The sequence below is a fragment of the Scopulibacillus darangshiensis genome (assembly GCF_004341035.1).
In the GTDB taxonomy this organism is placed as follows: domain Bacteria; phylum Bacillota; class Bacilli; order Bacillales; family Sporolactobacillaceae; genus Scopulibacillus; species Scopulibacillus darangshiensis.
This window is the reverse complement of record NZ_SLXK01000016.1, coordinates 48,686-60,967: the sequence shown is the minus strand read 5'-3', so window position 1 is coordinate 60,967 and position 12,282 is coordinate 48,686. Positions and strand designations below refer to the sequence as shown.

Genomic DNA, 12,282 nt, shown 5'->3' with positions numbered 1-12,282 from the left:
TCCATGGGTGACACATTAACGAATAAAAAAGTATTAATCACAGGCAGTTCAAGGGGAACCGGGCGAGCGACTGCATTGAAATTTGCAGAAGAAGGTGCTGACGTTCTCATTCATTATCGCCGAGAGGAGGAACTCGCTAGGGAAACCGCTGAAGTAATTCGTAAAATGGGAAGACAGGCCCTAATTTTTAGGGCTGATCTTGATTCCCGGGGAGACATTGATGCCATGTTTGACCATGTTCAAAGCGAGTGGGGTGTGCTCGATATCTTTATCGCCAACGCGGCAGCAACTGCTTTCAAGACGATTCTCGAGGTAAAGGATTATCATATTGAAAAGACGTATCAAGTGGTTGTCAATAGTACACTTCAAGCCGTGCAGCGCGTGGTGCCGTTAATGGAAGGACGCGAAGGCCGGATCATCACGATTTCCTCGATGGGAAGCGGGCTCACACTGCCTCGCTATGCCAATATTGGTTCCGCCAAAGCAGCATTGGAATCTCTAACACGCTATTTTGCAACGGAATTGGGACCAAAAGGGATCACTGCAAATTGTATTACTCCCAGTGTTGTTGATACGGATTCATTGACTTTCTATACCGGGGATCATTATGAAAAATACCGTGATGGTGTGGTTGCCAAAACACCTCTTGGAAGACTTGGACAGCCCGATGACGTCGCGAACCTTGCCTTGTTCCTAGCAAGCGGTGCCTCTAGTTTTCTTACTGGACAAGTGATAAAATTAGACGGAGGATTAACCATGAATAACCATTACCCGCCGGAAATTGAGGATTTAATAAAGTGATTGTTCCTATATAAAACAGCTATAGTAAAGACCTGAGGCTAGATATTATAATTGAAAAACTAGTGCTAAAAATAAAGGCCGAAAAGGTCTTTTTTTTATTTGGAAAAAACGTGTTTGCAGATTAGGTCATTAATAAAAGTTTTGGCACAGCAGCCTGTGACAAAGTTAGGTTTAGTATTCATTGTTTGAAAGCGCTCCATAACCTAAGATTAAAGTAAAGGTTATGAAGAAAGGAAGAGAATAATGGACCAAAATAATAAAAGCATTAAGGTCGGCGTGCAAAAGTTCGGCAACTTTTTGAGCTCGATGGTATTGCCGAACATCGGGGCGTTCATTGCTTGGGGACTTATCACAGCCTTATTTATTCCGACCGGATGGATCCCTAATGAAAAACTAGCGGCACTTGTTGACCCGACTGTAAAATACTTACTCCCGTTACTAATTGGGTATACTGGAGGTAAATTAATACATGATCATCGCGGCGGTGTAGTAGGGGCAATTGCGACGATGGGCGTCATTATCGGCTCTGATATTCCGATGTTTCTTGGGGCAATGATTATGGGGCCTTTAGGCGGTTATGTGATCAAAAAATTTGATTCATTGATCGAAGGTAAGGTAAGAGCCGGTTTTGAAATGCTGATCAATAACTTCTCAGCAGGTATTCTCGGCGGAATTTTAGCCATCATTTCCTTCTTAGCAGTGGGCCCTGCAGTAAGTATCTTTACTGGATGGTTAGTTGTTGGCGTTGAATGGATGGTTCATACAGGCATTCTGCCGCTGACTAGTGTATTTATTGAACCAGCCAAAGTCCTCTTTTTAAATAATGCGATCAACCACGGGGTGTTATCACCGATCGGTCTTGAGCAAGTGAGGGATCATGGGAAATCGGTTCTATTCTTACTTGAGGCTAATCCCGGCCCGGGTATCGGTGTGCTGCTTGCATACACCTTCTTTGGAAAAGGAGCGGCCAAGCAATCAGCACCAGGTGCGGCAATCATTCAATTCTTTGGCGGCATCCATGAAATCTATTTCCCATATATTTTAATGCGCCCGCTCCTATTTGTGGCAGTAATATTGGGGGGAATCAGCGGTGTCTTCACATTTGTTGTCCTTAATGGAGGCTTGATTGCACCGGCATCTCCAGGAAGCATTATTGCTGTTTTGGCTGAAACACCCCGAAGTGCAGGCGCGTATCTTGCAAATATTTGCGGTGTCTTGGCAGCTGCCATCGTTTCGTTTGCTGTTTCCACATTTGTTTTAAAAACAGGAAAGCAAAAAGAAGAGAATTTGGAAGAAGCATCGAAAAAAATGCAAGAAATGAAAGGAAAGAAAAGCAGCGTTGCCAGTATGCTTGAACAAGATCAAAATGACAAAGAACTTGAGTCTGATACAGTCAACCATATTATTTTTGCCTGTGACGCCGGCATGGGATCAAGTGCCATGGGTGCTTCGATCTTAAGAAAGAAAATGAAAGAAGCTAGCCTGGATGTTAAAGTCACGAATACAGCAATTAGTTCACTTCCGAATGATGCTCAGGTTGTCGTGACACAAGAAGAATTGACACCAAGAGCAAAAAACCAAGTCCCTCATGCTTATCATATTTCCGTTGATAATTTTCTAGCCAGTCCGAAATATGATGAACTTGTTGATCAGTTAGAGAACGGAAGAACAACGACAGAGAAATCGAATTCAGAAGAACTGCCAAACGGTGAGCAGCTTGAAACTGAAGATGAAGCTGAAAGCAGCATTTTGCCTAGAAAAAATGTCTTCTTAAATAAGACATTCACCAATAAAGAAGATGCGATCCGATTTGCCGGACAAGTACTAGCAGACGGCGGTTATGTCAATGCATCATATATTGCAGCGATGATTGACAGGGATGAGTTGACGTCAACATACATGGGTAATGACGTTGCCATTCCGCATGGAACAGAAGAGGCGAAAAAAGAGGTTCTCAAATCTGGCGTCACGATTATACAAATTCCCGATGGCGTAGATTTTGATGGTCAAAAGGTCCGTTTATTGTTTGGTATTGCAGGTAAAGACGGCACTCATCTGGATATGCTCTCCGCTATTGCCGTCACATGCTCAGATATGGAGAATGTAGAGAAAATGGCGACGGCAAGTACTGTTGAAGAACTAATGGACGCGATGGGAACATCCTTTACTAAATGAATGTGGGTAGGAAGATGTGACAACATCTTTCTGCTTCTTTATATTTGTTGCATCAATTGGTCTTCAGAGGGTACTGTTTTACGCGACTTCCAATGAAATGGGCTGATGTTATGTATATTACCGGAAGAGAAAAAGCGATATTGGAATTAGTTATTAAGACGAGCGGCAAACACACACCTTTGTCTATCGCAACTTTTCTCCATGTCAGTGTCAGGACCATTCATCGGGATTTGAAAAATGCAGAGAAAATATTGGATGGGTTTGACCTGCAGCTTAATAAATCAGAAGATAACGGTTTAGTTATTACCGGTTCGGACGGGGATATTTTCCGTTTGATTCAACATTTGGTTAAGATCAAGCCGACGGATATTTCAATAGAGCAGCGTAAACTTCTGCTTTTAATCAGACTGTTGGATGAGGAAGAGCCCGTAAAATTAATTGCCTTAGCCCATGAATTGAACGTTTCTGTTACAACATTAGGGACGTATCTGGATGATTTAACGGACTGGCTTAATAACTTTGCTGTTCAGTTATTAAGGAAAAGAGGCGTCGGTGTTGAGATCATTGCTCCGGAAAGTGCTAAAAGAAAGGCGCTGGGAAGCTATTTTCTCATGTATTTTAACGAAGAGCTGATCGAAAATCTCTTTCTTTTTTCGGACGATGCCATGCCATCTGATGATCTCATCTTATCTTATTTTAAGCAGCGGTATTTGCAGGTCATTGATAAGGTGGTCAATGCGAAAATCGTGTCCGCTCATTCTAATTTGGCTGACAGTGATTATGTTGGCTTTTTGGTCCAAGTCTGCATTTCTCTGCAAAGAATTGAAAAAGGCTTTTCCTTATTACCGGATGAAGTGGCGCTTGATTATTTAGTGGACACCGGCAATTACCGGCTCGTTGAGGAAATGGCCGCTGATTTCTCAGAAAAACTTAATATCGCTATGGAAAAGCCGGATATTGGTTTCTTAGCCTTGTATTTAAAGGGATCGAAATTACAGCGGGCCGAAGAAGCGTACTACGACAGTGTCATAACCGGAAGGGCGTTAAAGAGGGTGATTCAACATGTTTCCCTGCAATTAAATGTTGATTTAACATCCGATTTTTCACTCTTTCAGGGTTTAATAGCCCACATGGAACCTTCTATATTTCGAATTAGACAAAAGTTGGGATCGTACAATCCCCTCACTGAAGAAATAAAGAAAAGCTATCCTGTTCTTTTCATGGCTGTAAGCAACAGTCTTGAGAAGGAATTCAAAGATATTTCTTTTCCAGATGATGAAATTGCCTATATTGTTCTCCATTTTGGCTCGGCATTGGAATTACGGAAAGAAGATATCAGTATCAAGGCTCTTGTGGTTTGTCCCACTGGTATCGGTGCGTCCAAAATGCTGGCAAGCAGGATCAAAAAAGAAGTGGGAGAAATTAAATCAATCGACATTTCCTCAATAAAGGAAATGCAAAAATTGAATATGGAAAGTTACGATATCGTTATTTCAACAGTCAGACTGCCTTTTGCAAATATTGACTATGTGTATGTTAATCCGTTGTTGAGTGAGAAAGATATCGAAGCGATTCACGATTATTTAGGGACCAACCTTCGTGATCTGACAAGAAAAGGGCACTTCAAGATAAATAACGGCATGACAAACAAACTCACCGCATATCCGGTCAACGTGATGCCATTGGAACAATTTATGGATGATGTAGATGATGTCCAGTCGAGCATCAGATCCGTATTGGATCATTTACATGTATACCACACTAGAAATGGTGAAGATTATAGATCATTGCTCACATCGATGGTGAGCATTTGTTTCAATTGGGGCTTAGTCACAGATGCAGAAACTGTCGTCATGCAACTGCTTGCGCGAGAAGCACAAGGGGGACTCGGGATTCCCGGCACAAGCATGGCACTTTTTCATTGCCGGCATAAAGCGGTGAAAGACATGCTTTTCCATATTGCTCATTTGGAGAAACCGTACATGCTGAAAGGGATGGATGGCGAGCAGATGGAAGTAAGAAATATGCTCCTTATTCTTGCTCCCGAATATTTGAACCCTATCCAGCTTGAGATTGTAAGTTTAATCAGTACGATTATTGTAGAAGACGATGAAACGCTGATGATTTTTTCTTCCGCAAATGAAAAAATGATCAGAAAAAAATTAGAAGAAGCGTTTTTTAACTTTCTTCAAAATAAATTCAAAAAGGAATGAGTTTATCATGAAAAACGTTGTTCACTTCGGAGCGGGAAATATTGGCCGCGGATTTATTGGAGCGTTATTTTCACAATCCGGTTACCATGTGACATTTGTCGATATAGCTGATGATATCATCACAAAATTAAATGAACAGGGGAGCTACAACGTCAAAACGGCGTCCCAGCCTCAAGAGGTATTCGAAATCAATAATGTCTCAGGCTTAAATAATATGACCCAAGAGGATCAAGTGGTTAGTACTATTGAAACGGCGACCTTTATCACGACCGCCATTGGCCCAAATATTTTACCACGGATCGCCCCTTTGATTGCGAAAGGTCTGGCAAAAAGGGTTAAGGAAACTGATGATAAAGTGTATGTTATTGCTTGTGAAAATCAAATTTCAGCGACCGATAGACTTAAAGAATATATTTTAACCGCCCTCAATAAAGAAACCAAAGCAAAATTGCAAGGGCGCGTCTTTTTCTCCAACTCAGCTGTAGATCGGATAGTTCCCATTCAAGACACACATGATTCTTTGGATGTTCTGGTTGAGCCTTATCATGAGTGGATTGTTGAGGCAACAGGAAGTATACCTTTTGTTAAGGGAATGACGACAGTGCCAGACCTGGCACCCTTTATTGAACGTAAATTATTTACGGTGAATACGGGCCATGCCGCAACGGCCTATTTCGGTTACTTGGCAGGCAAAACAACCATTGATGAGGCACTAAATGATCCAGCCGTCTACGATAAAGTTAAGGCGACTGTTGAAGAAACAGGTGCCTATCTTGTCAAACGCTATCAGTTGGATCCGTCTGAACATGAAATATACATTGAAAAAATTTTAGAGCGTTTCCGAAATAAACAATTAAATGACAGCGTCACTCGTGTTGGCCGTTCGCCTATTCGAAAGCTTGGACCTGAAGATCGGCTGATTAAACCGGTGACAGAGGCGAGAAAATTAGAGCTGCCGTATCAAAATCTTGCCAAAGCCATTGCAGCATGTTTGTTGTTTGATGCTGAGGAGGACCCGGAAGCGGTCGAACTGCAACGTATGATCCGTGAGAATAACGTTCCTTACGTATTGAAAAGCATTTGTGGGCTTGATGATAACAATATAATAAATGACATTGTCCGAAGTTATGAAGCGTTCAAAATCAAATAATATCTGGCGTTTTTACCAAGACTGTGAGATATTGTAATTATATTAAATTTAAGGAGTGGTTCACTTGAAAAATCAAGCTACACCCTATTTAATATTTGACGGCAATGCGAGAGATGCACTGGAGTATTACAAGGACGTCTTCGATGGGGAAATTTCCGATGTCCAAACCTACGGTGAGGCGGATTTCCCGACACCGCCGGAAGCGGCTGAAAAAATTATTCACGGCCGTTTTAAAAAAGGTGATTTTTTAGTTATGGTATCCGATACTTTTCCAGGCAAACCTGTTCAATTTGGCAATAATATTTCACTCGCGCTTGAATTGGAAAATGAGGAAGAAATTCAAGCATTGTATGATGCATTAAGTCAACAAGGTTCTGTACATATGGAGCTGCAGGATACGTTCTGGGGTGCGAAATATGCTAAAGTACAAGACAAATTCGGTATTACTTGGGATTTGAACTATACCAAAGCTTAATTTATGAAAGAAACGAAGCCGTGCCCGTGGAAAGTGAAGTATTTTGACGGAACGCTTCGTTGTTTCTTATGTATAAATAAAAATCCGAACTATTCAGATATGGCGTCTGTATGAGTTCGGATTTTTCTATTAGTAAAAACTTCTGTCCGAGCCTCGTTTTAAATTGTCTACGCAACTTTAAATGATTTGACTTTAATGGTTTGACTTTTTCGAAAATACGTCTATATACTGAAATATAAAAAGGCAGCGAAAGGAGGGTGATGGATGTATATTTTCTTATCCGTTATGGTTATTATTATTGTCCTGATCTCCTTATTTGGCACACTTTTTGTGGGTAAGGAAGTTAACGGCACGATCAAGAAGCTCGAAGGAATCGAAGGGGAAGAGGAGCAAGAAGAATTATTAAAAGCCGGTCATTTTAAAAATCACAAAAGAAATCTAGCCGTTTTGACTATCATTTATGCTGTGACATTTTTTCTTGCGATTATTGCAATTGTTATTTATTTCAAGACTACGTAACATATCACAATTAGGTTATTCGTAATATTGTGATAATTCATTTTTCCATCAACTTACTAATTACGTCAAAAAATAATTTTACGTAATTATTTTAAATGTTATAATAGCCTGGGGTGATTCTTTTGGCTAACAATACATATTATGAGCGTTTAACGATTAAGGCGGGGGAGCTTCCTTGGTATATGGGGGAGTTCATTGATCATAAGAGACGCAAAATGGCTGCATCAACGCTATTAAATTATTGTCATGATTATATTATTTTTATTGATTGGCTGCTTGCGGAAAGTATGCATATAGGAAAACGTCAGGAATTAACTTTAAAAACACTGGAATCCTTATCAATAAAGGATATGGAAAGCTTTTTATCACATTTGGAATTACAGTTGGGCAACAGCAAACAAACTGTTAATCGTAAAATTTCATCATTAAAATCACTTTTTCATTATCTGCAAAATATCGCTGAAACTGAAACCTTTGAACCGTATATTTATCGAAATGTCATGGCGAAAATTGATTTCAACGTCGTTAAAGATGATCAGGAAACGATAGCAAACCGCATTGAAGGCAAGATTCTACACGGTGATGAATATGAGCAATTTAGACAGTTTATTGCCTCGGATTACGGCGAAAAACACAAACAAAACATCAGAGTTTACAATTTTCATTTAAAAAACCGGGAACGGGATACAGCTATGGTTTCGCTTATACTGGGATCAGGGCTGCGCTTATCTGAATTAGCCGGTTTGAGTCTTGATGATATTGATTTTAAAAAACATAGTGTCCGCGTTACTCGAAAAGGCGGCAAAGAACAGTATGTGTATTTCAGTGAGCAAGCTATGATTGATTTGAAAGATTATCTGGAGATCCGTGAAACGCGCTACCAGCTCAGTAAAAAAGAAAAAGCATTATTTGTGTCAACCTCAATTGGCCCTAAAAAAGCTTCACGACGACTCTCAAATCGAGCTATTGAAAAAATCGTTGAAAAATATGCTGTTGCTTTTGGTAAACCGGCATTATCTGTGCATAAATTAAGACATTCATTTGCCACCCGTTATCATATGGAAAACAATGACATTCCAAAGCTAAAAAAACATCTTGGCCACGAATCAGTGCAAACGACGATGATTTATACACATATGACGAATATTGAAATGAAAAAAGCCATTGATAAAATGGACGGGTTTAAAAAAGATGCTCAAACACATGAAAAGTAAATCATGTTGTTTGGGCGTTGTTTGCACTTATAAAACCTAAAAAATCGGGATTTTTATGTTTATTAACTGATTCCTATAATATATATTATGTCAACTAGCTTTTTTTTATAAGTTAACTGCCGGTTGCTTATTATCGTCTTCCCTTTCTAAAGAATCCATTTTGAAAAGGGTTGATCAAAATGGATTCTTTTTATTTACTATAAAAGGCAAGCTTAGCGATATCCAAGTAACATTAATGAAATGATCAAACTTATTTTAAAGCTACTTCTTGATCACTTTTAACATTTGCCGAATTGCTCCAAGATGATATGCCGAATGAGCCAAAGAACCTAATACCTCTTTTGTAAGTGGTTCATTCCATTCAATAACATCGAGTGTTTCTAAAAATGTTAAGTATTCATGTCGTAATTCTTCCCGAATTCGATTCCATCCCTTTTCATCCACTAAATTAATTTTCCAACTTCCCCCCCAATCCATTTCTGGCTGCTTGCCGACTTTCAGGATGGCATTCGTTCCCCATAAATAAAAGCGGGTATGATCAGCATGAGCCGCAACCGTCGTCCCATTAACCGCAATTGAAGCGTCATTTGCGGTTAACTGATCAAGAGTCCCAAAAAGTCCGCTGTTTGGCCGTGACTCTGTGAACATACCTCCTTCACGAGGCGGTCCTTCAAATGTTTCTTTTACCATGGTTTTAACTGAATTTCTCAATGTTTCATTCATCCTAACCCCTCCAAAAAATAATTCATTTACACAACAGTCAATTGTTAATACCAGACCGGTTGATTAAAAGCTGACTCTCACCCCTTTCCCATCAGACGCTCTGGTGTCAACGGATAAGTTTTAATATTCACTTTCACCCGCTCCCTTCAAAACTCAATTGATTGTTTTGGACAATGTTCCCGGCAATGTATAACCTTCTATGGCATTTTTGATGGTTATATTATAATGCGGTTGATTATAACTGTCAACATACTCTACAATGGTTATATAAAAAGAAGGTGATCAAACTGTCAAAATTGAACACAGATGCAGGAACTTTGATTTTGATCGGGGAACGCTTATGTTTAGATTTCGCCAACACTGCTGGTTGGCATAACGGAGACAATCCGAATGAATGGTTAATAAATTACGAAAAATTGTTGGCTTGGAGTCGACACGCGGAAATTTTAAACACTTCTCAAGAAAAGGCATTACTTGAGAAAGCAAGACGTCATTCAGATCAAGCTGAAAAGGCTCTAGAGGAGGCTATCGAGTTACGGGAAGCTATTTTTCGGTTGTTCCGCTCAATTGCAACTGGCAAGAAAACCGATACTTTTGACCTTGCCATTTTGAATAAATATTTTACGAAGGCCAATTACTTTGCAGAAATTATTCCAAGAGACGGCGAATTTGCCCTAACATTTCAAAGGGGTGAAGATCAACTTAACTGTATGCTTCATCCGATTGTGAAATCGGCAATCGATCTTTTACTGTCGGGAAAATTGAACAGGGTAAAGCTATGTGAAGGAGATCCATGCGGGTGGCTGTTTTTCGATTCGAGCCGAAACAAAAGCCGTCGTTGGTGTACAATGGCGGATTGCGGGAACCGCGCAAAAGCCCGAAGATTTTACCACCGAAAAAAGTGAATATGTATTGGGGAAGCTGTCATTCGTCAAATGGATGGAAAGAGTAGGATCTTGAAAAGATTTTTTGTTAGACAATAAGGTTCCAAAATTCGGCAGACCTAAATGATTTGGGAAAAAGGTTATAGAATATTCTTTTGGAACCCAAAGGTAGGAGGAAACCTATGTCATCTCAATTTTTTCATGACGGGCTACATGGGGACGCCACCCATGTTGACCCCTTGTCAGTTTAGTTGAGTTCTAAAACATTATTTAACCAATTCATTAATAAAAGGATTTATGTAACTGCGATATTCTTCAGTTAAACCATCAGGCAAATTATCAAGGCTAAAGAACTGAATATCAAATGATTCGGTTTTATCTATTTTAATACTGCCTTTAATATCATTTGTCATATAAACAGCTGTTACGGAATATAATTCATCACCATTAGAAACTTTAAAGTAATAGTCCTCGCCGGAAAATACTCCTAAAAATTTAGTTCTCCAACGGCAAGATTTGTCTCTTCTCTAACCTCCCTTCGTGCTGTATCTTCCAAACTTTCGCCTAATTCCATTAGACCTCCAGGCAATCTCCATCCACCATCTGTTCTATGCTGTAATAACAACTCATTCTTTTTGTTTAAAGCCAAAACCACAGCACCAGTTAGTATTAAAGGTTTATGACCGACTAATTTCCTTAGCTCACTTACATAATCCACTTCATAGTCTCCCCTTTGAAAACCCGCCGTTTCTTTATCTGGAAACACTTCTTGTTTTACAGAGCTGCCACCCAGGCCGAATAGAATTCTTCGACCGATGAATACCTCTGATGTCGAGTAGTCTTTACCGCCTTGGCTGCCACTTCATAAAGATTTTTTCCCGCATCCCATTTAGAGAATGAACAATCCAGTTCACCGCCTAAAAGCGCAAAAGCCATTGCTCCCATATTAAACACATTTGTTACTTCATCAATGTCCGCACCCAATTCAAATTCCTCCGGTGACATAAATCGTGAGGAACCCCAGAGTCTGCCCATTGTATTTTTAAAGGGCTTTTTTTGATAAAGGTCTATATCACAAATCTTCGTAATATTATTCTTAAAATCATATAATATGCTTCCATCATAAAAATCAACAGCGACATAATTTTTCCTTTCAACATTTATGTGGAAACAAAAAATACGATCCAATGAAGCCAACCGATGTTCAATTGGCAATTGTTTATAACGAAAAAATGGAGAATCTTTTTGATTGTATTTAGCATAAATTGCCGGAATCTTGTTTATCAAAAACGCAAAAGGCTTTACCTAAATCACTAAGCCACTCAAAATTTTGATTTTCTTTCAATTGGAAAGTTACGTTATCCAAATGAAGTGTGATTGGGAGTTCGTTCATTAATACCTCCATTTGTTTGTTCACTATCGCCATCCGTTAAATCAACAACTAATTTCAAAACAACCTGTTTCTTTAGGGAAATCTTCTCGAGTAAGTTTTTTTCCAGACAACATTTGGCGATAAGAAGTTATGGTACCATCATGTGATACCAAATAAATCTTTTCCTTTTGAAATTGCTTACAATAGGAAATGAATTCTTTAGCTAAAATTAAAAATTCACTTTCAGACAACACGTTTATCCCCTCAGTCCATAAATTGAGAGGAAGGTTCATTTCGATTTCATAAGTTGGGAAATCATTTTTAATGACTTCTAAATCCATAATTTTATCACAAGGCAGTGTGTCCGATTCTTTGTGGATTGGAAACACTCTGGGAGACACCAAGGGATTTACAATTTTTCGGCAGTTTATATTTTCACTCCAAATAGATGCTGTCTGCAGCGTTCTTCTGATCGGGCTAATCATTATTATATCTTTATTCGTTAAAGGTTTTTGATATCTTAATAATCTTGCTTGTTCTGCCCCTTCAGCAGTTAGTGATGGATTTTCTATTTGCAGACTATGAGGTAAATCTAATGTATGTTCTCCCTGACCGTGTCTAATAAAAACTAACTCCAAAATGCTTCCCTCCTTGAATATTTTCCACTATGTCAGAGTTATTCAATGGGACCTTCCGTAAATTTTATTTTACCTCTTAATACCTTCTTTTAATTGGCATTATCTGTACCTACTAAAA

At 39.2% G+C, this 12,282-nt stretch carries 11 protein-coding genes and 1 pseudogene; 8 read left to right on the top strand and 4 right to left on the bottom strand.

All coding sequences use genetic code 11. The features are described 5' to 3' along the window. Nucleotides 1-3: 3 nt before the first annotated feature. The 7 genes from EV207_RS12115 (at nucleotide 4) to xerS (ending at nucleotide 8,547) form a co-directional block, all read left to right on the top strand. Nucleotides 4-801: an SDR family oxidoreductase gene (locus tag EV207_RS12115; RefSeq protein ID WP_132746411.1), complete on the top strand. Its 798-nt coding sequence runs from the start codon at nucleotides 4-6 to the stop codon at nucleotides 799-801. 243 nt (nucleotides 802-1,044) lie between these two features. After that, nucleotides 1,045-2,976 carry a PTS mannitol transporter subunit IICBA gene (locus tag EV207_RS12110; protein WP_132746410.1) on the top strand — a complete coding sequence of 644 codons (1,932 nt, stop codon included), beginning with the start codon at nucleotides 1,045-1,047 and terminating at the stop codon, nucleotides 2,974-2,976. 92 nt (nucleotides 2,977-3,068) lie between these two features. Continuing rightward, the gene (locus EV207_RS12105; protein WP_243647041.1) at nucleotides 3,069-5,189 is read left to right on the top strand and encodes a BglG family transcription antiterminator; all 2,121 of its coding nucleotides are present in this window, start codon (nucleotides 3,069-3,071) and stop codon (nucleotides 5,187-5,189) included. Nucleotides 5,190-5,196: 7 nt separating this feature from the next. Then, nucleotides 5,197-6,339: a mannitol-1-phosphate 5-dehydrogenase gene (locus EV207_RS12100; RefSeq protein WP_132746409.1), complete on the top strand. Its 1,143-nt coding sequence runs from the start codon at nucleotides 5,197-5,199 to the stop codon at nucleotides 6,337-6,339. 64 nt (nucleotides 6,340-6,403) lie between these two features. Continuing rightward, nucleotides 6,404-6,814 carry a VOC family protein gene (locus EV207_RS12095; RefSeq protein WP_132746408.1) on the top strand — a complete coding sequence of 137 codons (411 nt, stop codon included), beginning with the start codon at nucleotides 6,404-6,406 and terminating at the stop codon, nucleotides 6,812-6,814. A 264-nt stretch (nucleotides 6,815-7,078) separates the two neighbouring features. Then, nucleotides 7,079-7,333 carry a hypothetical protein gene (locus tag EV207_RS12090; RefSeq protein ID WP_132746407.1) on the top strand — a complete coding sequence of 85 codons (255 nt, stop codon included), beginning with the start codon at nucleotides 7,079-7,081 and terminating at the stop codon, nucleotides 7,331-7,333. A 122-nt stretch (nucleotides 7,334-7,455) separates the two neighbouring features. Further along, nucleotides 7,456-8,547, top strand: a complete 1,092-nt coding sequence (gene xerS / locus EV207_RS12085) for a tyrosine recombinase XerS (RefSeq protein WP_279389190.1) — start codon at nucleotides 7,456-7,458, stop codon at nucleotides 8,545-8,547. 261 nt (nucleotides 8,548-8,808) lie between these two features. Here xerS and EV207_RS12080 read toward each other — a convergent pair whose 3' ends face one another. Continuing rightward, nucleotides 8,809-9,270, bottom strand: coding sequence for a hypothetical protein (locus EV207_RS12080; RefSeq protein WP_132746405.1), 462 nt, complete (start codon nucleotides 9,268-9,270; stop codon nucleotides 8,809-8,811). 296 nt (nucleotides 9,271-9,566) lie between these two features. On the opposite strand from EV207_RS12080, the gene EV207_RS12075 reads away from it, so the two are divergent. After that, nucleotides 9,567-10,175, top strand: coding sequence for a CGNR zinc finger domain-containing protein (locus EV207_RS12075; RefSeq protein ID WP_243647040.1), 609 nt, complete (start codon nucleotides 9,567-9,569; stop codon nucleotides 10,173-10,175). 466 nt (nucleotides 10,176-10,641) lie between these two features. On the opposite strand, the gene EV207_RS23790 is transcribed toward EV207_RS12075, so the two are convergent. From EV207_RS23790 to EV207_RS12060, 3 genes and pseudogenes are all read right to left on the bottom strand, one after another. Continuing rightward, complete coding sequence (locus EV207_RS23790; RefSeq protein ID WP_341539802.1) at nucleotides 10,642-10,872, bottom strand: NUDIX domain-containing protein; 231 nt, start codon at nucleotides 10,870-10,872, stop codon at nucleotides 10,642-10,644. Nucleotides 10,873-10,928: 56 nt separating this feature from the next. Beyond that, nucleotides 10,929-11,547, bottom strand: a pseudogene (locus tag EV207_RS12065) (hypothetical protein). A 41-nt stretch (nucleotides 11,548-11,588) separates the two neighbouring features. Further along, entirely contained in the window at nucleotides 11,589-12,164 is a 576-nt protein-coding gene (locus EV207_RS12060; RefSeq protein WP_132746404.1) for a histidine phosphatase family protein, read from the bottom strand. Nucleotides 12,165-12,282 lie beyond the last annotated feature (118 nt).

What these genes read in the sequence shown, in the direction of transcription:
- EV207_RS12080 (WP_132746405.1), bottom strand. Translation starts at nt 9,270, where the DNA reads ATGAATGAAACATTGAGAAATTCAGTTAAAACCATGGTAAAAGAAACA.
- EV207_RS12115 (WP_132746411.1), top strand. Translation starts at nt 4, where the DNA reads ATGGGTGACACATTAACGAATAAAAAAGTATTAATCACAGGCAGTTCA.
- EV207_RS12110 (WP_132746410.1), top strand. Translation starts at nt 1,045, where the DNA reads ATGGACCAAAATAATAAAAGCATTAAGGTCGGCGTGCAAAAGTTCGGC.
- EV207_RS12105 (WP_243647041.1), top strand. Translation starts at nt 3,069, where the DNA reads ATGAAATGGGCTGATGTTATGTATATTACCGGAAGAGAAAAAGCGATA.
- EV207_RS12100 (WP_132746409.1), top strand. Translation starts at nt 5,197, where the DNA reads ATGAAAAACGTTGTTCACTTCGGAGCGGGAAATATTGGCCGCGGATTT.
- EV207_RS12090 (WP_132746407.1), top strand. Translation starts at nt 7,079, where the DNA reads ATGTATATTTTCTTATCCGTTATGGTTATTATTATTGTCCTGATCTCC.